We start from the raw sequence: 20,826 nt of genomic DNA, 5'->3' as shown, positions 1-20,826 counted from the left end.
TCAATGAATCATCAACAGCTTCAGTTAGCTGATCTCGCTCGCCTGGTTCAGGGCGAGTGCATAGGTCAGACAGATTTACGTTTGAGCGCTTTGGCCAGTCTTGAACAGGCAACTTCACACGATCTGGCATTTGTGAATGCCGATAAATATGTAGAGCAGGCCAATCAAAGTCAGGCAGGTGCTTTAATTGTCACGGCTGAACTAAAACAACAGATAACTTCACATCAAAACTTTATTGTTGTGGCAAATCCCTATCTGGCTTTTGCGATTCTGACGCATGTCTTTGAGAAAAAACATCGCCAGCGTGGCATTGAGAGTACTGCTCAAATTCACCCGTCGGCAGTGATTGCGGACGATGCTTATATTGGTCATTACGCGGTGATTGGTGAGCATTGTGTCGTAGGTGCGAATACGATTGTTCAGGCGCATGTGCAGATCGATGATGATGTCGAGATCGGTCAGGACTGTTTTATTGACTCACATGTGACCCTCACCGGCGCAGCAAAAATTGGTAATCGGGTGCGCATTCATGCCAATAGCGTGATTGGTAGCGAAGGGTTTGGTTTTGCACCTTATCAGGGTAAATGGCACCGTATTGCGCAATTAGGTTCTGTATGCATTGAGGATGATGTGCGTATTGGGTCAAATTGTAGCGTAGACCGTGGTGCACTGGATGATACGATTTTGCAACAGGGTGTGATCATTGATAATCTTGTGCAAATCGCGCATAACGTTAAAATTGGTGCACATACCGCGATTGCTGCAAAAACTGCCGTTGCAGGAAGTGTTTCAATTGGCAAAAACTGTATCATTGGTGGAGCCTCTGCGATTTCTGGACACTTGAATATTGCCGATAATGTGACGTTGACCGGAATGTCAATGGTGACAAATAATATTTCTGAAGCTGGAAAATATTCATCCGGGATTGGTCTGTTTGAAAACCAGAAATGGAAACGTACCGTGGTTCGCCTCAGACAATTAGCAGATGTGCCATTGACCCAGGTGATCAAACGACTAGATCATATGCAATCTCAGATTGAGTCCATTGAATCAACATTTAAGTTGCGTAAATAATTATGATGACAGAGTCGAATTTGCCTACATTCACGAAGCCTGAATTGCCAATGAATATTCAAAAGATTCGTGAATATTTGCCCCATCGCTATCCATTTTTATTGGTTGATCGCGTCGTCGAAATTACCGATAATGGCATTGTTGGTTATAAAAACGTCTCAATTAATGAAGAGTTTTTACAAGGCCATTTTCCGAATTATCCAATTATGCCAGGTGTACTGATTGTTGAGGCACTGGCACAAATCTCTGGAATTCTGGGTTTTGTGATGAATAACGAAGTACCAAGTGAAGGTTCTTTGTTCCTGTTTGCCGGTGCGGAAAAAGTTAGATTTAAAAAACAGGTGGTTGCAGGTGACCAATTGGTTTTAAAATCTGAATTAGTGATGCAAAAGCGGGGCATTTACAAATATAATTGTATTGCCACTGTAGATGGCGTCGTCGCAACAACCGCGGAAATTATGGTTTCGCATCAAAAAGTCGAGCAGGCATGAGCAATAATCCCCTTATTCATCCAACTGCCATTATTGACCCATCAGCAGTCATTGCTGCTGATGTAGAAATTGGCCCATATTGTATTATCGGGCCAAATGTCACTATTGGTGCGGGTAGCAAACTTCATTCACACGTGGTGGTGGGTGGCTATACGCGTATAGGTGAATATAATGAAATTTTCCAGTTCGCCAGTGTAGGTGAGGTGTGTCAGGATCTTAAGTATGCCGGTGAAGAAACCTGGCTTGAGATTGGCGATCACAACAAGATTCGTGAGCATTGCAGTCTGCATCGTGGCACGGTTCAGGACCAGAGCCTGACCAAGATCGGTAGTCATAACCTGCTCATGGTGAATACGCATATTGCACATGACTGTATGGTCGGAGATTACAATATCTTTGCTAATAACGTCGGTGTGGCTGGACATGTCCATGTCGGGGACTACGTCGTCATTGGCGGAAACTCGGGCATTCATCAGTTCTGTAAGATTGATTCTTATAGCATGATTGGTGGGGCATCACTGATTCTGAAAGATGTACCGGCCTATGTAATGGTTTCAGGTAATCCTGCGCATGCATTTGCTATGAACATTGAAGGTATGCGTCGTAAAGGCTGGTCAAAGACCGTAATCAGCGGTTTACGTGATGCCTTTAAACTGATTTATAAATCAGGTTTAACGACTCAGGAAGCAATCGAGCAGATCCGTACAGGAATTTTGCCTGAAGTGGCTGAGGTACAGCGTTTAATCGATTCTCTTGAACAGTCGAAACGTGGTATTGTGCGCTAAAAGTTTAATATAATAAAAAAGACACCTGAAGGTGTCTTTTTTATTTTGGGAATTTCTATTTTACTTAAGAAATTTAATTTCCTCAGCTTTCGGATAATTCTTCAATAGCTTTGTTTTGTATTGCGAAGCAAGCGTAGCATTCTTTTCAACATCTTTGCTGATGTTATAAAGCTGATACAGGGCAGTGGAGGCTTTCGCAGAATTTGGATAGCGGTCAACGACAATCAGATAATTGCGTTTCGCTTCATCAAATTTTGGTGGGTCAATCGCCAGATTGAATTCCGCTAACCAGAAATAAGCATTGCTGATATAAACGCTATTCGGATTGTTTTTAATAAAGTTTTGCATCGGTGCAATGGCTTTGGCTGCACCGCCATTTTTATAAGCATCTAAAGCCACGGTATAAGCTGCTTTTTCAAGATCAGCAGGTTGCTGTCCGCTGCTTGCTGTATTGACCTTATTTGTGTTTAGGCTGGGTGCAGTATCCTGTGGGTTTTCCTCCGTTGGATTGTCCTCAGCAGGTTCAATTTTTTGTTGCAATAGTTCAAGGCGCTGATCAAGATCGGCATAACGATTGGTCAGTTCATTTTTGAGCCGTTCAATCTCATTTTCCTGTTCTTCCATTTTACCGCGCAAAATCCGCAGGTCATTCTCGAGCTGCTGGTTCTTTTGCATGATTTGCCAGCTGGTATTGGTTTGAACGGCTGGAGTTGCACCAGCCGCAATTGCCGCTGGAGTATTCACTGCGGTCTGATTCGTAGCTTGGCTCAAGCCGCGCGATTCAATCGGAATATTGGCAAATAGAGGCATGGTAAAGAGTGCTGTCACTGCACACAATACGGTCTTTTTAAACATCATAAAATTTCCATAATTCTTTGTGAGATGCGGATCCGCTGCTCATCTTTTCAAAGTAGATCATTCATATACATTGCACACATTAAAAACGGCATTTTTAGAAAATGCAACAAGGTTTTACAAAGATCATGTGAATCTGAGTGTTGATGGATTGATTGTGAAGATCCCTTAAAAATCAGCAGAAATATCAATATTGTTTTTAAAATAATCAAACGGATAGCTTGAAGGATGATTTTAGGAAACAAGGCTTGCAACTTGATTAAAAATCTCTATACTCTGTTTTTGTAATGGTAGCCCTGCTGGTTACTTCGCAATTGTACTCTATGAACCCCGCCAGGACCGGAAGGTAGCAACGGTAATAGAACTATGATGTGCCGGAGCTTTGCTGGTAGGGTTGCCACCATATTCTTATTATTATAATAACAATGCGAATTCGCAGTTTTCTATTCTCAAATATCATTCCTTTTTCAATGTCATCAAACAGCACTATCTTATTATTTTAATGATTCAGATCATTATTATTTTATGTCGTGCTTTATTTTGCAGCTAATATTGAATTAAATATCCAATATGTTTATACGTGTATTAAGGCTTTCAAAGAATATAAGACTTAGTCTTCTGCTTTACGGTTAATCGCCTTGATAATCGCATCCATTTCAAAACCACGATACATTAAAAAACGGATCTGTTTGGCTTTGAGCTTGGGGTCTTTAGTAACTTCAGTCCCATATTTTTTGACTTTTAGTTCATAGGCTTGCTGCACCCAATCAGTTTCCTTGAGTTCTTCTGAAATCAGGGCAGCATCAATCTTTTTGCTCTTGAGTTTCATTTTAATTTGATTGGGACCTTTACCTTTACGCTTTTGACTCGACAACATGGTTTCCGCCACGCGCTGATCACTTTGATAGTTCTCACGGGACAGTTCTTCAACCAGGTTAATAACTTCATCACGATGCTCTGCATAGAGGGCTAGTTTCTCTATCAGTTCGGCTTTGGAATATTCCTTGCGCGTCAGTACGGCAAAGGCATAAGAACGTAAGCGTGAGCCTGTCAGTCCCGGTTTTTTCTCATCCTGAGTTGGGGTAGAGGAAAATAAACGCTCTTCGGGATCAAATTCAGGAGCGTCTTGGATCGCAGTTTTTGCAGGTTGAGCTTGATCTTCAGCATCACCAAATTGCTGTTTTAAAGTTTCATAATCGAGCAGTTTGCTGAATTTCACGTCTGACATGATTCTCTCGGATGTTACGTTCCCTATATAATAACAAAACGCCCCGGAGGGCGCTGTGTCTTGACGTTTAAAGATGACGCATCTAATAAGATCATGCATCTAAAAAGTCAGGTTCTTCCTTGCTATCGTCTTCTTCAACAACCACTGCTTTAGTCAGAAGCTGGTCGCGAATCAGTTTTTCAATCGTCTGAGCCATTTCTTTATGCTCTTCCAGATAACGGATGGTGTTGTTCTTACCTTGGCCAATTTTGTCGCCTTGATAAGAATACCACGCACCAGCTTTCTGCACGATTTCTTGCTGTACAGCAAGGTCGATCAATTCACCTAGATGGTTAACACCTTTGCCATAAAGAATCTGGAATAAAGCTTCTTTAAACGGAGGTGCCATTTTGTTTTTCACGACTTTGACTTTGGTTTCAGAACCAACAATCTCGTCACCTTCCTTCACTTGTCCAATACGACGAATATCCAGACGTACAGATGCATAGAATTTCAGTGCATTACCACCAGTCGTGGTTTCCGGGCTACCAAACATGACACCAATCTTCATACGAATCTGGTTAATGAAGATCACCATACAGTTTGAGCGTTTGGCATTACCAGTAATTTTACGCAGTGCCTGGCTCATCAAACGGGCTTGCAGACCCATATGCGAGTCACCCATTTCGCCTTCAATTTCGGCACGTGGTGTCAATGCAGCAACAGAATCGACAACGATCATGTCGATCGCGCCAGAACGTACCAGCATGTCTGCAATTTCAAGTGCCTGTTCACCGTGATCCGGTTGCGATACCAGTAGATTGTCGATATCTACACCCAGCTTGCGTGCATATTGAGGGTCAAGCGCGTGTTCGGCATCGATGAATGCACATGTACCGCCTGCTTTTTGACACTCTGCAATTGCTTGCAATGTCATTGTGGTTTTACCTGAAGATTCAGGACCATAGATCTCGACGATACGACCTTTAGGTAAACCACCAATACCGAGTGCAATATCCAGCGTTAAAGAGCCTGTAGACACAGCTTCAACTGCCTGAACGGTATTGTCACCAAGACGCATAACTGTATTTTTACCAAACTGTTTTTCAATCTGGCTTAAGGCAGCGTTGAGCGCCTTGTTTTTATTCTCATCCATCTTACAACCTCAATACGATGTCACTAAGTTAGTACTCAAGTGGATGTCTTAAATTAGAGCTTTGTTCCACAGGTGTATAGTGACAGAATTTTCCTTAGTGTTCTATAAAAGTCAGCGCATGTACGACATATTCTGACGCTTAAATTTAATCGTCATTATAGGACCATGACTGATCGAAATTCTGACTATTTTCATTTTTAAATCTACTGATATCACGACGATCCTTCTTGCTTGGACGATGGTCGGGACGAGCTAGATTATGCAACTTTCTTTGTGATGTAATCAATTCCCGGCGTGCAATACTGACTTCGGTTTCTTCATACAGTTTTTGTGCCACGGGTGCAGGTCCACGAACATCAGAAAGTTCCTTAACCAGCACGGTTTTTTTGTCGATGCCTTGCTGAATCGTCAGTTCCATACCAACACGGACTTCGCGCGATACCTTGACACGTTCACCATTGTGATGGACTTTGCCACCTTCAATCGCATGTTTGGCAATCGAGCGGGTTTTAAAAAACCGTGCTGCCCACAGCCATTTGTCTATACGCATGCCTACCGCATCTTCGGGTAAAGACGATTTACGCATATTTTTTTTCTACCTCAGCCTGATTTAAATGAGTGATTAAATCTGTTAATTGGTGCAGCATCGGGTAATTACAAGTCTGACGTGCTACTTTGGCTGAAGAGGGCTGCTGGATGCTGAACAGGTTCTGAATGCCATAGGCTTGAGCCCCATTCAGGACTTTTTCAGTATCATCAATAAAATAAGCATGTGCAGGATCAAATGGATGCAGTTCATTCAGGCCTTGCCAGAACTCGATAAATTCTTTGGCATGTCCGATCGTTTCTGAACTGACAATCACATCGAAATAATCTCTTAAATTCAAATGATCCAGTTTAAATGCTAGACCCGCACAGTCAGCATTGGTGGCCAGCCAGATGGGATAGCCATTATTTTTAAGATAATCGAGCAATTCGAGACAATGCGGGCGTAAGGCCACTTTATCTTTATGTTCAATTTGCATCGCCAGAACATCGACTTCGACTTTAGCCGTCCAGAAGCGTGAAGAGTACCAGTTTAAGGTATGATTATGTTCCTGATAGAATGCATAGAGTGTCGCCTGGCTGTGTTCCAGGCTACAGCCATGTGTGGCAGCATAACGCACAGGCAATAACTCGTTCCAGATGAAATCATCGTAGGCAAGATCAAGTAAAGTGCCATCCATATCGAAAATTATGGTAGGTTTTTCAGAGCATTTTGACATATTTAGGTTTTCTATGTTTAAAGCAACAGCAGCACCACAAGATCCAATGATTTTGCAGTTTGTGCCCATTTTGACACAAGCCTGTGAAATTTTGCGAGAAGAATATCAGCGTTATTGTTCTGGTGCAGCTTTTGATGTCATCAAAAAAAATGATAATTCTCCGGTGACTCAGGCAGATTTTCGGGTTAATACTTATCTGACCCAAGCTTTGGCAGAGATTTCCAGCTTGCCTTTACTGTCTGAAGAAGGACAGGAACATGAACGCCGCTCATGGTCAGAATTCTGGTTACTGGATCCGTTAGATGGCACTAAAGAGTTTTTGCACCAGCGCCCCGAATTTACCATTAATTTGAGTCTGGTCAGAGGCAGTTTGACCACTTTTGCCATATTGGCGGTTCCAGAGCAGCAACTGATTTATTTCTGTCCTGAGCAGGGCTTGCCTTATAAATATGATATTCAAACTAGAACATGGTTTGCTTATGCAATGTCTTCGACATCTAAAATGATTGCTGTGGGACTGAGCCAAAGTAGCCAGCAGAAACCAAAATATCTGGAGTATTTGCAAAGTTTGGCCAAGCTCACGCAATACACTGAATTTAAAGCGGGCAGTGCCTATAAATTTTGCATGATGCTAGAAGATCAGGTGGATATCTATCCACGGTTTCATCCGACCTCGGAATGGGATACCAGCGCTGGTCAATGTATGCTCGAACGGATTGGTGGTGGTCTGGTCGATTTAGAAGGTCGTCCATTTATTTATAATCATCGGGATACCTTGCTGAATGGCGGATTCATTGCTTATAAGAATAATGATATGAAAATTATTGCATTGCAGGCAGTGTCTGACATGCAGGCCGAGCATTGAGCAAAATTCTGAGCGTGTTATAGTGGTGCTTAACCTATTACCAATCCAGAGTTGGCTGTAACGTGTCCCTGAAACTGCTTCCACCGAGTATGTTGAGTGCAATTGATTTATTGCCCGATGTACAAACGCCTGTCACCTTATTCACACGGCATTCGATTCGTGAGGAGGTTCCGGGTCAAGGTTTGGCAGGCTATGATCTGCAACTGACCAATCAGGGACGGGATCTGGCGCAAGAGTGGGGTGCTTATCTGGCTGATCAAACTGATCGTGTGATTCATCACTGTATTTCAAGTCCGATTCAGCGTTGTATTGATACCGCTGCATTGATGATTGAGGGGGCAGATGCGGTTACCCCTGAGCAGAATACCCATCGTATTGAAATTATTGAACAGGGACTTCTAGTGGAGCCTGGCAGTTTTGTGCTGGATATTCAAAAAGCCGGGCCTTATTTTGCCAAGCAGGGTGCGCTCGGTTTCATTAACAGTTTTGTCAATAATGCCTTGCCAGGGATGAAACAGCCGATTCATGGTGTGGTGGATGTGCTGGAACTGATTTACAACACTCATCCGCAAAATAAATATGGATTGAGTCTGGCCGTCAGCCACGACACCATTTTGGCAGCAATGATTGCGGTGATGTCGGGACGTCAGGATGTCAGTCGGGAAGACTGGCCAAAAATGATGGAAGGTCTGTTTGTCTGGTTTGAAGGTGATGTATTTTTAGAATCCAAGCTGAAATGGATCTGGCGCGGACAGGTGCATGAACTGGATATTGCCGATTTTAAACGTTCCCAACTTTCTTAAATCAAATTGATCTATTCAAAACTCAATTGTTCGCAGCAATTGAGTTTTTTATTGGGGGGTAGAAATTATGAAGATCGTATGGCCTTTCATATTGATCATTCAATAAAAGTCAGGCTAAAACGATAAAAATAAGTTTTAAACTGCATCTTTTACATTTATAGGGTGAAAGTTCAATAATGTAAGTATAAAAATTATCTATGCTTAATAAATATAGAAATATTCATCTTGAGGAAAAACCATGAAAATTATTACAATTTTTAGCCTGATCGCGATTCTGGGTTTAACCGCATGTCAAAAGCGGGATTCTGACACTACGCAACAGGATAAAACTACTTCGCCATCCTCTATGGATAAAGATCAATAATCTAAAAGAGGCGGATTCAGGTTTTTATCTCATCGTATCGGCTATATGAGGGGCGTCTAAACGGATTATTTTTCTGAATGAATCGTTATATTTTTCTGATTTCTTTAAATTCAGGCACAAAAAAAGCCCTAAAAAGGGCTTTTTTCATTTGCGATTAGTTAGAAGCTAGTGCTTTAACTTGCGCGTTCAAGCGGCTCTTATGACGAGCTGCTTTGTTTTTATGGATGATGCCTTTGTCAGCCATACGGTCGATTACTGGAACAAGCGATTTGTACGCTTCAGTAGCAACAGCATAGTCATTAGTGCTGATAGCAGCTAATGTACGTTTAAGATAGGTACGAACCATAGAACGCAAGCTTGCGTTGTGTTTGCGTGCTTTAACGTTTTGACGAGCACGTTTTTTAGCTTGAGCAGAGTTTGCCACTCGTGCACTCCTTGAAATAGATTGGTCTGGGCGGGCTGAAACTCAACTGAAAACCAACATCAGAGGAATTATCACCAGCCCGTAAACAAGTGCCATATTTTGATTAAACTAAGCACCGAAGTCAAGTCTTGACATGCTTTGACAACATTTTAGATGCAGAAAAATTCTAAAGAAAACGTTAGATTAGTATTCCACCTAGGAGATCGTATAAAAAATGACTAAATCACTGACTCATCCCATCGTGATAGGTGCCACCGGCTTGGTGGGAAAACAACTGATAAAACGTTTGCAAGCTGAGCCGACTTGCCAGCAGATTACTGCAGTGGTCAGAAAACATCAAAATGATCTGGATGCTTTGGATAAAGTTCAACAACTGGTACTGGAAGATTTCCTGATGTTGAATGATCAGGATGTCAGCAAGCATAGCCATGGTTTTAGCTGCCTGGGCAGCACCATGAAAAAAGCCGGATCCAAACAGGCATTTTATAGTATTGATTATACCATAAATGCTCACTTTGCAGAGCTATTACAGCAAACCTCAGCCCATTATCTTTTGCTAAGCGCAATGGGTGCGGATTCCCAATCGCATTTTTACTATAATCGGGTCAAAGGTGAGCTGGAAGAATATGTGCAAACATTGTCCTTGGACAGAATCAGCCTGATTCGACCTTCATTACTCATTGGTGCACGTCCAGAGCAGCGCTTTTTGGAAGATATCGCGCAGCAGGTTTACCACAAAGTATCGCGTTTTATTCCAGATAGTTTTGCGTATAAGCCAGTGACAGCCGATCAGGTGGCTCATACTATGGTCGAGGCCGCGCTAACTCAGACGGTAAAATTTGAAATTTATGATAATTTACGCATACAAAAAATGAAATGAGGGGAAAACACCGTGTCTACAGCAGCATTTGTCACCTGTGACTTGTTAGATGATCATCCAGAACTAGAACTTCAGGTAGTTACACCTTGCCTGGACGGTAAATTTTTCAAGAGTTATGGGGCGCGCAAAACCTTTGGCGGTCAGATTGTGACAGTAAAGTGTTTTGAAGATAACTCACGGGTCAAAGAATTATTGGCCACAGATGGAACAGGCAAGGTCTTGGTCGTAGATGGCGGTGCATCCATGCGCTGTGCCTTGATGGGTGACCTGATTGCAGAATCAGCGGTAAAAAATCACTGGAATGGCGTAATTATTTATGGTTGCGTTCGTGATGTCGATGCGATTGCTGAACTTGATCTTGGTGTGCATGCATTGGCGGCTATTCCGCAAAAGAGCAACCGCAAGGGTGTGGGTGAAGTTGATATCTCTCTCTGTTTTGGTGGTGTCACGTTTAATGCAGGCGAGTATGTTTATGCAGACAATAATGGTATTGTGCTGTCTAAAACAGCATTAGTGGCTTAATCGGCTGAAATCTGCATTTCTGCATGCAAGAATAACAACAAAACTCATCTGTACCCTGAAAGACAGGATGCCTAGATTCTGTCTTTCATTCATATAAAAAAAAATAGGAAAATACTATGTTGAGTCATCAAATTAAAGTCGCACAAGCCTTAGCCTCTTCAGTCGCCCAAGGGGGACGTGGCATGGTCGGAACGCCATTTCCGAATCAGCCTGAAAAATCAATCAAGCTCTATGAATTTGAAGGTTCACCTTTTTGTCGTCGAGTGCGTGAAGTGCTGACCTTACTCAATCTGGATTATGAAGTCTATCCGTGCCCTAAGGGTGGTACGAAATATCGTCCGGCCGTAAAACAGTTGGGCGGCAAGACCCGCTTTCCATTTTTAGTAGATGAAAATACAGGCGATCAGATGTATGAGTCGCAGGATATTATCCATCATTTATTCAAGCATTATGGCAAAAGTGGCAAAACGCCAAAGAAATATGCAACTTATCCGAAAATTCCAGTCGCTGCTTTTGCCGGAACAATTATTAATGGTGCGCGCGGAGTCTGGATCAATAAACAGGTGCTTGATCGTCCGGCACCGGACCAGCTATTGGAATTATGGGGTTTTGAAGCCAGTCCTTTTGTTCGGGTGGTACGTGGTGTTCTCTCAGAGCTTGAAATTCCCTTTGTTTTTCATAATGTGGCCAAAGAACGTTGGCAGGATTATGGACCAGCCAAGTTGCGTTTAAAGCCGGGGAAATATGAACCGCTTGCGGGTGGTAAGCGTGAACAGCTGTTTAAGATGATGGGAAATACGATTCAGTTGCCTTATCTGATCGATCCAAATACAGGGGTGAGCATGTTTGAATCGGCGGAGATTGTGAAATATTTAAAACAGCAATATGGTACTGCTTAAAGTAGGAAGCTTGTATAACTTCAAATATTTTCTATCTAGAACTGCCATCTTATCAACGGATGGCATTTTTTTATTTGTGTTTAGTGCGAGAGAGATTATGTATCGCTAAGGAGCATAAAACCCAATCTTATAAATAAATGAAAAAAATCATGATTTTTAGATCTTTTTTGTTTATATTTTAATCTTCAAGGGGACATAACAATAAATATAAGGGGCGTGCTTATGACAGCACCAGAGGCAGTCTTGCCAGTACCTGTATTAATCGTTGAAGATGAATATGTCATTCAGCGCCGTTTAAAAATTATATTAACCAATCTGGGTTATAACGAAGACGTTCTGCTATTTGCCAATACGGTTAAAGAAGCATATTCCATAGTTCAGCAACAACCGATTGCACTGGCCTTAGTAGATTTGGGGTTGCCAGATGGAAGTGGGATTTCAATTATTGAAAAAATCCGCGAACAGGACGCACAAGCTCTGATTCTGGTGGTATCTGCCTGGAGTACCCAAGATAGTCTGTTTAGCGCAATTCAGGCTGGTGCGACCGGTTATGTGCTTAAAGAGCGGGATGATATTGAAGTCGCCTTGGCCATCCGCAGTATTTTGCGTGGCGGTGCACCGATTGATCCCTTTATTGCCCGTGAAATTTTAAAACAGATTTCTACTCCCACCATTTCAGCAACAGTAGAGCAGAACAGGTCAGCTGCGGATCAGGAAACGCTCACACACCGGGAGCAGGAAATCCTGTCCTTGGTTGCGCAAGGTCTGAGTAATCGTGAAATTGCCGAGCAGCTCTGTGTGTCACGCTATACCGTCGAAAGTCATATCAAGCATATTTACCGCAAACTCTCGGTCAGTAAACGTACTAAGGCGGTCAGTACCGCACGGCACTTGGGAATTCTGTAATGTCATCTGCCTGTTCTAGAAGCATCGAACGGCAGCGACTGAAATGGATCTGCATTTTTGTCCTATTTAGCTGGCTTTGCTTGTTCTGTAGGATGAGTCAGGCACAAAGCCATTTTCAGATTAATGATCTTTGTCAGGTGAAGATCGACTATATTCAGAAGGTTCAGGCTCAGGGTCCTACCGAGATGCCGAAATCGGGCTGGCAAAGCGTACGTTTGCCGGATAACTGGCAGAACAACTGGAAGAGTTATCATGGGGGTGCCTGGTACAAGATCGTCTGGCGCTGGTCATGTCAGGACAATATTCGTCTTGCAGAACCGGTTGCCTTTTCTATTGATTATATTAATTCAGCAGGTGCCGTGTTTTTGAATGGTGACTTGCTTTGGTCTGACCAGAACTTGCAAGAACCTTTATCGAAAAGCTGGAATATGCCGCGTTACTGGGTTTTCCCGATTAGTGGTTTGCGTAAAGACAGTAATGAAATCCTAATTTATGTAAATGGCTACAGTTTCCAAAGCGCGGGCCTAGGCAATATTCAATTTAATAATGTACTGGTCAATAGCCAGCAGTATCTAGGCAAAATCTGGGATCGTCGTACTGTATTCCAGATTAATATGATTTTCTCTGCCACGATTGGGCTGATCTGTTTCATTATCTGGTTATTCCGGCATTCAGAAACCACTTTTGGCTGGCTAGCACTCAGTTCACTGTTGTGGATTCTGTTTATTTCCAATGTGTTGACTACAGAAAATTTTCCATTTCGCTCCACGATTTCGGCAGCTAAAGCCAATATGCTTTTTTTCATTGCCTATATCCATTGTTTTTGTCTGTATCTGATCCGCTTTGTAAAACAGAAATTTAAGCAGCTAGAACGAGGATTTATTCTAGTCAGCGTTCTATCCAGCCTACTGGTTATGATCAGTCCCTTGGATTATCTGGAGCAGGTACTGGGCGGAGTGTTTATCATCTATGTATTGCTCTTTGTTAGTTGTACTGTGTATATCAGCTATCAGGCCATCAAAACCCGAAATGGAGAATATCTCTTCCTGACGTTATGTCTTTGGGGGATTCTGCTGTGTGTAGTTATCGACCTGATCATGTTGAGCCAAACCACGGTCAATGAGTTTTCACCTTTATCTCCCTATACCTCACCGATTATTACCTTGTTTGTCGTGCTCATTATGGGTACACGCTTAAATCGTAATGTCAGGAAAATCGAAAAATTTAATAGCCAGTTAGAACGTAAAGTCCAACAGGTCAGTGCCGACCTGAATAAAAGCCTGAGCGATAAACACCAACTGGAGCTGACGAATGTTCGTCTGCAAGAGCGGATTAATCTGTCTCATGAACTGCATGACGGGTTGGGAGGGTCTATTGTCCGATCTATGATTCTGGTGGATCAAAGTAGCGAAACAGTTTCTAAACAGCAGTTTCTATCCATGCTGAAATTGCTCAGAGATGATCTCAGGCAAATCATTGATAGTGGTTCATCTATTGAAAATAAAGTCCCACAAACGCCGGTACTCTGGATTGCACCGGTGCGCTATCGCTTTACCCAGCTGATGGAAGAAATGGAGATTGAAGTTGAATGGTCATTTCCAAAAGTCTGGCAGCGTGAACCGACTGCATTACAGTGTTTGACCTTGATCCGAGTAGTCGAAGAAAGTCTGACCAATATCATTAAGCACAGTCAGGCCAGTCAGGTGAAAGTCAGTCTGGAATATTCACAGCCGCATCAGCTTACCCTGAGTATTCAGGATAATGGCATCGGTTTCGATGCTGACATGGTGCAAAAAAATGGCCTGAGTATTGGAATGCGCAGCATGAAAATGCGGGTTGAGCGTATGGGAGGATTGTTCCAGATTGAATCTGAACAAGGAAATACGCTGATTCGTGTTGTATTAGAGCTGTATCAACCTTAAGTGCTTAGAATTCTATACTTTAAAAATAAAAAGAGGATCATGTGATCCTCTTAAAATTATCGCTTAAATAGACCTGTGAAAAGCTTACTCATCTTCTGCTGGTGGAACCAGCATCAACACGGCTTCATTTAATAATGCCGCAACATCTTCCAGAATCTCTTCATCAGTGAAGTCTTCACCGAAAAATAGCGCTTCACCATCTGCAAGCTGTTTGAGTTTTGCGGTAAATGCCTCCGAAATACAGACACCTTCACCATTGGCCCAGAACAAAACATCGCCGTCCGTTTCAGTATAAAGCAGGCGTGAAGCTGGCTCGAGCATCAGGCTATAGCCTTGATCCAGTGCTTCTTCCAGATCACCTGTACCGATTTCTTCTGCTTCAGGCAGGTTTTCAGGATATTTAGGTTCGGACATCAAGCTCATGATGGCATCTTCGAGAACATTCGAGTTATGCAGTTGCTGCATGATGTGTTCTTTCAGATATTCTAGCTCATTGCTGCGCACTTCACCGATAGTACCCACTTGATCTCGGATGATATCCAGCAGCGGGTTGCGTAGCGTTTCATTTTCAGAGAATTTATCCCCGACACGATCCATCATGTCACTGATATTCGGCATGCGGAAACCGAATGAATAAGTCAGGCAGTCATCTTCAGCTACGCCGTAGTGAGCCAGACCGGGCGGTACATAGAGCAAGTCGCCAGGTGCCAGCACTTCATCAAAGTGGACATCAATTTCAGGCAGTAACTTAAGCGGTTGGCCCGGAACGAAAGCGGTTTCAGCATCACACATTTGCCCGAGCTGCCAGCGACGATGACCATGGCCTTGTACCAGAAATACATCATAGAAATCGAAATGTTTGCCCACTGAGCCGCCTTGCGGTGCATAAGACACCATGATGTCATCGCGACGCCATTGTGGAATAAATGGGAGTTTTTTCCAAAGTGCCGATAGGTCAAATGAATAGTGATCTACAGCCTGAACCAAAAGCGTCCAGAGCTTGGGCATCTTCTGGAAATCGGCCTTAAGCAAAGGCGAAGATTTTACGCTCCACTGATTCGGATCACGGTCTTTTTGCTTGATGAGACGGGCAGTGACATGTTCTTCAAGCGCAAGCTCCATCACATCATTGGGTTCAAGCAAACTGGCGATTTCAGGCATCGCATTACGCACCAGTAAAGGTTTCTTTTGCCAGTATTCGCTAAGGAATTGTTCAGCGGTCATACCGCCTAATACGTCTAAAGGTTGAGACATAGAGTACAGCCTGAATTTAAAGGGAGAGATTAAGGAACCAAAATTTTTAATTCACGAAGAATATGACAGAGCTTGATCATCGGCATGCCCATCAGCGTAGTCTGATCTTGTCCGATCATTTCTTCAAACAGGCTGATACCGAGGCTTTCGCACTTAAAGCTGCCTGCACATTGCAAGGGTTGTTCAATTTCGATATAGCGCTCGATTTCGGCCTGAGACAGTTTGCGAAACTTGACTTTATAGTGTTCGACCAGACTTTGTTCAAAACCGGTCGATAGCTGCTGCACACTGAGCGCCGTACTGAAATAGACAATCTTGTCCGAGTTGGCTTGCAGCTGGCGAATAGCTTTTTCAGTCGTTAAGGGTTTGCCGATAAAAATATCCGGTGCACCTTCACGCCATGCCACCTGATCTGAGCCGATTACAATCGCTTCTGGATTTTGTTCGGCAATATATCTGGCTTTTTCGAAAGCCAGTCGTTGTGCCAGATCATCTGCGTGATTTTCCCCGCGAGGAGATTCATCAATATCCGGTACCATGGAAACGTAATCAATATGCAGACGATCCATCAGCGCTTTGCGGGTTTGACTGGATGATGCCAAAATAATCTGTACAGAACTCATTAGACAGCATATTCCTCAAGAATATTTAATGGTACATAAGCCAGAACAGCTTTGTGACAGGCTTGCAGCTTGATTGGAGGTGCTTGACCTGCTTCATAGGCTTCGACCCAGCGCGTCACACAGATACACCAGAAATCGCCCGGTTGCAGGCCCGGGAAGTCCAGCTCAGGCAAAGGCGTAATCAGGTCATTACCGACTTTTTGGGAAAAATTCAGAAATTCTGAAGTCATTTGCGCGCAAACCGTGTGCTGGCCCAGATCAGTGGTCGCAGTATGGCAAAAGCCATTGCGGAAATAACCGGTAATCGGATCGAAGCAACAGCTGGACAAAGGCTCACCTAACACGTTCAAACGGTTAAGATTTGGATCAGGATGTATCGACATAGGGACTGAATCTAAAAGAGGCTTTTTTCTATCATAACAAAACTTTGGCATTCATAATGTTTTCTGCAAAAGATGCTAACCTTTTTCTGCATAATCATTTAAAATCGCCTGGTTTTAATATCTATAAAGTGAGCTCTACATGAACTTTCAGCGTATGACTGACCTCGATTTAGCAGGTAAACGTGTTCTGATCCGTGAAGATTTAAACGTTCCTGTTAAAAATGGTGTGATCACCAGCGATGCGCGTCTTCGTGCAGCATTGCCAACGATTAAAGCAGCATTAGAAAAAGGCGCTGCAGTAATGGTGTATTCTCATCTGGGTCGTCCGGTTGAAGGTGAGCCTAAAGTTGAACAGTCACTTGCTCCTGTAGCGGCTTACTTGACTGAAGCTTTGGGTCAAGAAGTGAAACTGTTTACTGACTATTTAGATGGCGTTGATGTTCAGCCAGGCCAGGTGGTTCTGCTTGAAAACTGTCGTTTTAACGTCGGTGAGAAGAAAAATAATCCTGAACTTGCGGCAAAATATGCAGCGCTGTGTGATGTATTTGTAATGGATGCCTTTGGTACAGCGCACCGTGCTGAAGCCTCTACTGAAGGTGTAGCACGTTTAGCGAAAGTTGCAGCAGCAGGTCCTTTATTGGCAGCTGAACTTGATGCGCTTGGCCGTGCACTGAAAACTCCAGAAAAGCCGATGGTGGCAATTGTTGCGGGTTCTAAAGTTTCTACCAAACTTGACGTTTTGACTTCACTTTCTGATATCTGTGATCAATTGATCGTGGGTGGTGGTATTGCTAATACGTTCCTTGCTGCAGCAGGTTATAACGTGGGCAAATCACTGTGTGAAAAAGATCTGATCGATACAGCAAAAGCCATTGCTGCAAAAGTATCAGTTCCGCTTCCTACTGATGTTGTGGTTGCAGATGCCTCTGAAATCAACTTTGAAGATTTCCTGGGTTCATTGGCTGCTGCGAAAGCAACGGTGAAAAACGTTGCAGATGTTGCTGATAACGACATGATTCTAGACGTTGGTCCGGAAACTGCGAAAGCATTTGCAGAAATCCTGAAAACCTCTAAAACCATTCTTTGGAATGGCCCGGTAGGCGTATTTGAAGTAGATCAATTCGGTGAAGGGACTAAAACTTTATCTTTAGCGATTGCTGAATCGGAAGGTTTCTCGATCGCGGGTGGTGGTGACACGCTTGCTGCGATTGATAAATATGAAGTAGCTGACAAGATTGGCTATATCTCGACGGGTGGCGGTGCATTCCTTGAATTCGTTGAAGGCAAAACCCTGCCGGCGGTTGCAGTACTTCTAGAACGTGCTTAATTGCATGTCTTGAGCTAAAAAAGCTGGCCCAGTGCCAGCTTTTTTTTATGTCATTTTTTTGACAGTGAAAATTTACCCTTCATGGCTTCGTCATTAAAATGCAATAAATCTGTCATAAGATGCAGTCATTAAATCACCAAATGACGAGAATACGTGATGAAGAAACAGTTAACTCTAGCAGTATTATTAGCCGCATCTTTAGCCCTCACTGCTTGTGCCAAACAGGAAAGTGCACCAGAAGCTGAAGCAGAAAGCTCGGCAGCAGTGGCAGATCAGGCTGTAACTCCAGAACAGCAAGCCGCCATTGATGCCATTGACCAGCCAGTTTTAGATGAAAAGAATACCGATATTCCAGCTGAAATTGCCAATGCACCAGCAGATGCAGCCACTGCAGATGCGTCAGTTGCAGCGACTTCCGAGCCTGTAGCACCTTAATCCAGTCCATGTGACACAAAATCCCTGCAAAAGCAGGGATTTTTTTTAAATAGTGTTATTTGTTGCTGAATTGAAACCTTTGAACATGTAGAATATGTGGCATTCACTGGGAGGATATTATGGCTCTTATTTCATTGCGCCAGCTCTTGGATCACGCCGGCGAACATGCTTACGGCGTACCAGCATTTAACGTAAACAACTTAGAACAAATGCGTGCAATTATGCTTGCAGCAGATGCAACCAATTCACCTGTAATCGTACAAGCATCTGCGGGTGCGCGTAAATATGCAGGCGCTCCGTTCTTGCGTCACCTTATTCTGGCTGCAATTGAAGAATGGCCACATATTCCAGTGGTAATGCACCAAGATCACGGAACCAGCCCTGACATTTGCCAGCGTTCAATCCAGCTTGGTTTTTCATCAGTCATGATGGACGGCTCGCTTGGTGAAGATGGCAAAACCCCAACTTCATACGAATATAACGTTGATGTAACTCGCCGTACAGTTCAAATGGCACATGCGTGTGGCGTATCTGTTGAAGGTGAAATCGGTTGTTTGGGTAGCCTTGAAACAGGTATGGCGGGTGAAGAAGATGGCGTAGGCGCAGAAGGCGTACTGGATCATTCTCAACTCCTGACTTCAGTTGAAGAAGCGCGTAGCTTCGTTGCTGATACCAATGTTGATGCGCTTGCAATTGCAGTAGGTACTTCACACGGTGCGTACAAGTTCACGCGCCCACCTACAGGTGATATTCTGGCGATTGACCGCATTAAAGAAATTCACGCAGCACTTCCAAACACGCATCTTGTCATGCACGGTTCAAGCTCTGTGCCACAAGAATGGTTGGCAGTGATTAACCAGTATGGCGGCGATATCAAGGAAACTTATGGTGTTCCTGTTGAGCAGCTGGTTGAAGCGATCAAACACGGCGTGCGCAAGATCAACATCGATACTGACTTGCGTTTAGCATCTACCGGTGCAATGCGTCGTATGATGGCAGAAAAACCAAGCGAATTCGATCCACGTAAATTCTTCAGCGCAACTGTAGAAGCAATGAAGCAAATCTGTATCGATCGTTACGAAGCTTTTGGTACTGCAGGTAATGCAGACAAGATTCGCCCAATTTCTTTAGAGAAAATGGTGTCACACTATAAATAATTCCCAGTGAATCATTTATAAAAAAAGCCCACTGCAAATGTGGGCTTTTTTGTAGACTCATAAATATCAAGAATAAGAGCAGCATATGGAACTGATTTTCGCAGCAGCGCTATGCAGCGTTGCGGTCTCAATATTATTAAAAGTCGCCAAAAATAAGGGCTTGAGTCCGATACACATGATTAGCTGGAACTATATGACAGCCAGTCTCTTGTGTTTTTTCTGGTTTAAGCCTGATATTCAGCATATTTCAATGTCTCAGACGCCTTGGTTGCTTATTCTGGCTCTGGGTATTTTGCTTCCGAGCGTATTTCTGTTTTTGGCCAAGGCTTTGCAAACGGCTGGAATTTTAAAAACCGAAATTGCCCAGCGACTTTCTGTAGTTTTGTCACTGGCTGCAGCCTATTTCATTTTTCAGGAACAGTTTAATCAGCTGAAAATACTTGGGATCGCTTTAGGTATTGGAGCAGTGCTGTGCATCCTGTTTTCACATCGACAAAGTACAGGACAGGGCAGTCAGGGAATGTTGTATCTGGGCTTGGTCTGGGTCGGTTATGCACTGATTGATGTATTGTTGAAATATACAACCAGTCTGGGCCTCCAATTCGCGGTGGCGCTGAATCTAATGTTTGTTTGTGCCCTGATCATTTCGATGGGCTATCTGTTAATCAAATATAAAAGCTTGGGCTCGATGCAGAATATCGGCGCTGGTCTGTTATTGGGTTTCCTGAATTTTGCCAATATTGCTTTCTATGTCAAAGCCCATATGCTGCTTAAGGATTCACCTGCGATCGTCTTTGCTGGCATGAATATTCTGGTGGTGGTATTTGGTGTGATAGCAGGTCTGGTATTCTTTAAAGAACGGCTCAAACCTGCAAGTACTCTAGGATTACTGCTAGGCTTGACTAGTGTGATTTGCCTAGCTTATGCAATGTCTGCTTGACATAAGAGGATGCAAATTCAATCGGATGTCGGAGCAGGTCACCTGCTTCGGCCAGTCCAAGCAATAAACCGGACTGTTGGCAGTCTGGACAGTGCGGATAACGATGCTGTTGCTCTTTATAGTGCTGGAGATAAATTTTATCGCAATGATGGCATTCAAATTTCAGGGATTTGGATGTAAGGAGCGACATAGATGACCTCTATTGTTATTCTATTAGATGTAAATTAAATAAAGCAAAAAATAGGCCCGAATTGACATGGAAAGGGGCGCTTGACCCCTTTTATAGCAT

The 20,826-nt window shown here is 43.3% G+C and carries 25 protein-coding genes and 1 other RNA gene; 16 read left to right on the top strand and 10 right to left on the bottom strand.

Annotated features, from left to right (window positions below; translation table 11 throughout):
• The first annotated feature begins 3 nt into the window (after window positions 1-3).
• From lpxD to lpxA, 3 genes are read left to right on the top strand one after another with little or no spacing between them, the layout of a single operon-like run.
• Window positions 4-1,074 (top strand): UDP-3-O-(3-hydroxymyristoyl)glucosamine N-acyltransferase, encoded by a 1,071-nt coding sequence (lpxD, locus tag NI455_RS07495; protein ID WP_253113363.1) that lies wholly within the window; start codon window positions 4-6, stop codon window positions 1,072-1,074.
• 5 nt (window positions 1,075-1,079) lie between these two features.
• Window positions 1,080-1,565 (top strand): 3-hydroxyacyl-ACP dehydratase FabZ, encoded by a 486-nt coding sequence (gene fabZ, locus NI455_RS07490; protein WP_026055766.1) that lies wholly within the window; start codon window positions 1,080-1,082, stop codon window positions 1,563-1,565.
• Window positions 1,562-2,350 (top strand): acyl-ACP--UDP-N-acetylglucosamine O-acyltransferase, encoded by a 789-nt coding sequence (gene lpxA / locus NI455_RS07485; RefSeq protein ID WP_004279876.1) that lies wholly within the window; start codon window positions 1,562-1,564, stop codon window positions 2,348-2,350. Before fabZ ends, lpxA begins: the two co-directional genes overlap by 4 nt.
• A gap of 60 nt (window positions 2,351-2,410) precedes the next feature.
• On the opposite strand, the gene NI455_RS07480 is transcribed toward lpxA, so the two are convergent.
• On the bottom strand, window positions 2,411-3,208 hold the full coding sequence (locus NI455_RS07480) for a tol-pal system YbgF family protein (protein WP_253113360.1): 798 nt from the start codon (window positions 3,206-3,208) through the stop codon (window positions 2,411-2,413).
• 294 nt (window positions 3,209-3,502) lie between these two features.
• On the opposite strand from NI455_RS07480, the gene ffs reads away from it, so the two are divergent.
• Window positions 3,503-3,599: signal recognition particle sRNA small type (ffs, locus tag NI455_RS07475), an RNA gene on the top strand.
• A 216-nt stretch (window positions 3,600-3,815) separates the two neighbouring features.
• On the opposite strand, the gene NI455_RS07470 is transcribed toward ffs, so the two are convergent.
• The 4 genes from NI455_RS07470 to NI455_RS07455 all read right to left on the bottom strand — a co-directional run bounded on the left by NI455_RS07470 (window position 3,816) and on the right by NI455_RS07455 (window position 6,833).
• Window positions 3,816-4,433 (bottom strand): regulatory protein RecX, encoded by a 618-nt coding sequence (locus NI455_RS07470; protein ID WP_247143556.1) that lies wholly within the window; start codon window positions 4,431-4,433, stop codon window positions 3,816-3,818.
• 91 nt (window positions 4,434-4,524) lie between these two features.
• Complete coding sequence (recA, locus tag NI455_RS07465; protein ID WP_004279873.1) at window positions 4,525-5,568, bottom strand: recombinase RecA; 1,044 nt, start codon at window positions 5,566-5,568, stop codon at window positions 4,525-4,527.
• A gap of 145 nt (window positions 5,569-5,713) precedes the next feature.
• Window positions 5,714-6,154: an RNA-binding S4 domain-containing protein gene (locus tag NI455_RS07460; protein ID WP_004646726.1), complete on the bottom strand. Its 441-nt coding sequence runs from the start codon at window positions 6,152-6,154 to the stop codon at window positions 5,714-5,716.
• Window positions 6,147-6,833: an HAD-IA family hydrolase gene (locus NI455_RS07455; protein ID WP_004279871.1), complete on the bottom strand. Its 687-nt coding sequence runs from the start codon at window positions 6,831-6,833 to the stop codon at window positions 6,147-6,149. The genes NI455_RS07460 and NI455_RS07455 overlap by 8 nt, the downstream gene beginning before the upstream one ends.
• 13 nt (window positions 6,834-6,846) lie before the next feature.
• On the opposite strand from NI455_RS07455, the gene NI455_RS07450 reads away from it, so the two are divergent.
• From NI455_RS07450 to NI455_RS15490, 3 genes are all read left to right on the top strand, one after another.
• Window positions 6,847-7,698 (top strand): 3'(2'),5'-bisphosphate nucleotidase CysQ family protein, encoded by an 852-nt coding sequence (locus NI455_RS07450; protein WP_004279870.1) that lies wholly within the window; start codon window positions 6,847-6,849, stop codon window positions 7,696-7,698.
• A gap of 62 nt (window positions 7,699-7,760) precedes the next feature.
• Window positions 7,761-8,501 (top strand): histidine phosphatase family protein, encoded by a 741-nt coding sequence (locus tag NI455_RS07445; RefSeq protein ID WP_004279869.1) that lies wholly within the window; start codon window positions 7,761-7,763, stop codon window positions 8,499-8,501.
• Between the two features lie 238 nt (window positions 8,502-8,739).
• On the top strand, window positions 8,740-8,865 hold the full coding sequence (locus tag NI455_RS15490; protein ID WP_005107186.1) for a hypothetical protein: 126 nt from the start codon (window positions 8,740-8,742) through the stop codon (window positions 8,863-8,865).
• Between the two features lie 154 nt (window positions 8,866-9,019).
• Here the strand turns inward: NI455_RS15490 and rpsT are convergent, their stop codons facing one another.
• Window positions 9,020-9,289: a 30S ribosomal protein S20 gene (gene rpsT / locus NI455_RS07440; protein WP_004279868.1), complete on the bottom strand. Its 270-nt coding sequence runs from the start codon at window positions 9,287-9,289 to the stop codon at window positions 9,020-9,022.
• A 214-nt stretch (window positions 9,290-9,503) separates the two neighbouring features.
• Here rpsT and NI455_RS07435 point away from each other — a divergent pair, with 214 nt between their 5' ends.
• From NI455_RS07435 to NI455_RS07415, 5 genes are all read left to right on the top strand, one after another.
• Window positions 9,504-10,169, top strand: a complete 666-nt coding sequence (locus NI455_RS07435) for an NAD(P)H-binding protein (protein WP_253113357.1) — start codon at window positions 9,504-9,506, stop codon at window positions 10,167-10,169.
• A 12-nt stretch (window positions 10,170-10,181) separates the two neighbouring features.
• On the top strand, window positions 10,182-10,691 hold the full coding sequence (rraA, locus tag NI455_RS07430) for a ribonuclease E activity regulator RraA (protein ID WP_253113355.1): 510 nt from the start codon (window positions 10,182-10,184) through the stop codon (window positions 10,689-10,691).
• A 116-nt stretch (window positions 10,692-10,807) separates the two neighbouring features.
• Window positions 10,808-11,590, top strand: a complete 783-nt coding sequence (locus NI455_RS07425; protein WP_253113352.1) for a glutathione S-transferase N-terminal domain-containing protein — start codon at window positions 10,808-10,810, stop codon at window positions 11,588-11,590.
• Between the two features lie 222 nt (window positions 11,591-11,812).
• Complete coding sequence (locus NI455_RS07420; RefSeq protein ID WP_253113349.1) at window positions 11,813-12,496, top strand: response regulator; 684 nt, start codon at window positions 11,813-11,815, stop codon at window positions 12,494-12,496.
• The gene (locus NI455_RS07415) at window positions 12,496-14,418 is read left to right on the top strand and encodes an ATP-binding protein (protein ID WP_253113346.1); all 1,923 of its coding nucleotides are present in this window, start codon (window positions 12,496-12,498) and stop codon (window positions 14,416-14,418) included. The genes NI455_RS07420 and NI455_RS07415 overlap by 1 nt, the downstream gene beginning before the upstream one ends.
• Before the next feature lie 84 nt (window positions 14,419-14,502).
• Here the strand turns inward: NI455_RS07415 and NI455_RS07410 are convergent, their stop codons facing one another.
• Genes NI455_RS07410 through NI455_RS07400 form a run of 3 tightly spaced genes read right to left on the bottom strand, consistent with a single transcriptional unit; the run spans window position 14,503 to window position 16,678 of the window.
• The gene (locus tag NI455_RS07410; protein WP_253113343.1) at window positions 14,503-15,672 is read right to left on the bottom strand and encodes a ribosomal protein uL16 3-hydroxylase; all 1,170 of its coding nucleotides are present in this window, start codon (window positions 15,670-15,672) and stop codon (window positions 14,503-14,505) included.
• A 29-nt stretch (window positions 15,673-15,701) separates the two neighbouring features.
• Window positions 15,702-16,295 carry a Maf family protein gene (locus tag NI455_RS07405; RefSeq protein WP_005251601.1) on the bottom strand — a complete coding sequence of 198 codons (594 nt, stop codon included), beginning with the start codon at window positions 16,293-16,295 and terminating at the stop codon, window positions 15,702-15,704.
• Window positions 16,295-16,678, bottom strand: coding sequence for a DUF2237 family protein (locus NI455_RS07400; protein WP_004279857.1), 384 nt, complete (start codon window positions 16,676-16,678; stop codon window positions 16,295-16,297). The genes NI455_RS07405 and NI455_RS07400 overlap by 1 nt, the downstream gene beginning before the upstream one ends.
• Window positions 16,679-16,817: 139 nt before the next feature.
• Here NI455_RS07400 and NI455_RS07395 point away from each other — a divergent pair, with 139 nt between their 5' ends.
• The 4 genes from NI455_RS07395 (at window position 16,818) to NI455_RS07380 (ending at window position 20,537) form a co-directional block, all read left to right on the top strand.
• On the top strand, window positions 16,818-18,005 hold the full coding sequence (locus tag NI455_RS07395) for a phosphoglycerate kinase (RefSeq protein ID WP_005251611.1): 1,188 nt from the start codon (window positions 16,818-16,820) through the stop codon (window positions 18,003-18,005).
• 156 nt (window positions 18,006-18,161) lie between these two features.
• Window positions 18,162-18,440, top strand: a complete 279-nt coding sequence (locus tag NI455_RS07390; protein ID WP_005251613.1) for a hypothetical protein — start codon at window positions 18,162-18,164, stop codon at window positions 18,438-18,440.
• Between the two features lie 119 nt (window positions 18,441-18,559).
• Window positions 18,560-19,597, top strand: coding sequence for a class II fructose-bisphosphate aldolase (gene fba / locus NI455_RS07385; protein ID WP_005251615.1), 1,038 nt, complete (start codon window positions 18,560-18,562; stop codon window positions 19,595-19,597).
• Between the two features lie 85 nt (window positions 19,598-19,682).
• Window positions 19,683-20,537 carry an EamA family transporter gene (locus NI455_RS07380; protein ID WP_004729829.1) on the top strand — a complete coding sequence of 285 codons (855 nt, stop codon included), beginning with the start codon at window positions 19,683-19,685 and terminating at the stop codon, window positions 20,535-20,537.
• Here NI455_RS07380 and NI455_RS07375 read toward each other — a convergent pair.
• A complete protein-coding gene (locus NI455_RS07375; RefSeq protein WP_004646744.1) occupies window positions 20,500-20,727 on the bottom strand; it encodes a hypothetical protein in 228 nt (75 codons plus the stop codon). The genes NI455_RS07380 and NI455_RS07375 overlap by 38 nt on opposite strands.
• Between the last annotated feature and the right edge of the window lie 99 nt (window positions 20,728-20,826).

Origin of the sequence: Acinetobacter lwoffii (genome assembly GCF_024129435.1) — a bacterium.
Taxonomy (GTDB): Bacteria; Pseudomonadota; Gammaproteobacteria; order Pseudomonadales; family Moraxellaceae; genus Acinetobacter; species Acinetobacter lwoffii_F.
Note: the sequence above shows the minus strand (reverse complement) of the source record. Positions and strands in the feature narration are given on the sequence as shown.

Excerpts from the sequence above, each read along its gene's own strand:
- NI455_RS07420 (WP_253113349.1), top strand. The coding sequence starts at position 11,813 with ATGACAGCACCAGAGGCAGTCTTGCCAGTACCTGTATTAATCGTTGAA.
- lpxA (WP_004279876.1), top strand. The coding sequence starts at position 1,562 with ATGAGCAATAATCCCCTTATTCATCCAACTGCCATTATTGACCCATCA.
- NI455_RS07480 (WP_253113360.1), bottom strand. The coding sequence starts at position 3,208 with ATGATGTTTAAAAAGACCGTATTGTGTGCAGTGACAGCACTCTTTACC.
- NI455_RS07375 (WP_004646744.1), bottom strand. The coding sequence starts at position 20,727 with ATGTCGCTCCTTACATCCAAATCCCTGAAATTTGAATGCCATCATTGC.
- fba (WP_005251615.1), top strand. The coding sequence starts at position 18,560 with ATGGCTCTTATTTCATTGCGCCAGCTCTTGGATCACGCCGGCGAACAT.
- NI455_RS07405 (WP_005251601.1), bottom strand. The coding sequence starts at position 16,295 with ATGAGTTCTGTACAGATTATTTTGGCATCATCCAGTCAAACCCGCAAA.
- recA (WP_004279873.1), bottom strand. The coding sequence starts at position 5,568 with ATGGATGAGAATAAAAACAAGGCGCTCAACGCTGCCTTAAGCCAGATT.
- NI455_RS15490 (WP_005107186.1), top strand. The coding sequence starts at position 8,740 with ATGAAAATTATTACAATTTTTAGCCTGATCGCGATTCTGGGTTTAACC.
- NI455_RS07435 (WP_253113357.1), top strand. The coding sequence starts at position 9,504 with ATGACTAAATCACTGACTCATCCCATCGTGATAGGTGCCACCGGCTTG.
- lpxD (WP_253113363.1), top strand. The coding sequence starts at position 4 with ATGAATCATCAACAGCTTCAGTTAGCTGATCTCGCTCGCCTGGTTCAG.
- NI455_RS07455 (WP_004279871.1), bottom strand. The coding sequence starts at position 6,833 with ATGTCAAAATGCTCTGAAAAACCTACCATAATTTTCGATATGGATGGC.
- NI455_RS07460 (WP_004646726.1), bottom strand. The coding sequence starts at position 6,154 with ATGCGTAAATCGTCTTTACCCGAAGATGCGGTAGGCATGCGTATAGAC.
- NI455_RS07390 (WP_005251613.1), top strand. The coding sequence starts at position 18,162 with ATGAAGAAACAGTTAACTCTAGCAGTATTATTAGCCGCATCTTTAGCC.
- NI455_RS07470 (WP_247143556.1), bottom strand. The coding sequence starts at position 4,433 with ATGTCAGACGTGAAATTCAGCAAACTGCTCGATTATGAAACTTTAAAA.
- fabZ (WP_026055766.1), top strand. The coding sequence starts at position 1,080 with ATGACAGAGTCGAATTTGCCTACATTCACGAAGCCTGAATTGCCAATG.
- NI455_RS07380 (WP_004729829.1), top strand. The coding sequence starts at position 19,683 with ATGGAACTGATTTTCGCAGCAGCGCTATGCAGCGTTGCGGTCTCAATA.
- NI455_RS07425 (WP_253113352.1), top strand. The coding sequence starts at position 10,808 with ATGTTGAGTCATCAAATTAAAGTCGCACAAGCCTTAGCCTCTTCAGTC.
- NI455_RS07395 (WP_005251611.1), top strand. The coding sequence starts at position 16,818 with ATGAACTTTCAGCGTATGACTGACCTCGATTTAGCAGGTAAACGTGTT.
- NI455_RS07400 (WP_004279857.1), bottom strand. The coding sequence starts at position 16,678 with ATGTCGATACATCCTGATCCAAATCTTAACCGTTTGAACGTGTTAGGT.
- NI455_RS07410 (WP_253113343.1), bottom strand. The coding sequence starts at position 15,672 with ATGTCTCAACCTTTAGACGTATTAGGCGGTATGACCGCTGAACAATTC.
- NI455_RS07415 (WP_253113346.1), top strand. The coding sequence starts at position 12,496 with ATGTCATCTGCCTGTTCTAGAAGCATCGAACGGCAGCGACTGAAATGG.
- NI455_RS07450 (WP_004279870.1), top strand. The coding sequence starts at position 6,847 with ATGTTTAAAGCAACAGCAGCACCACAAGATCCAATGATTTTGCAGTTT.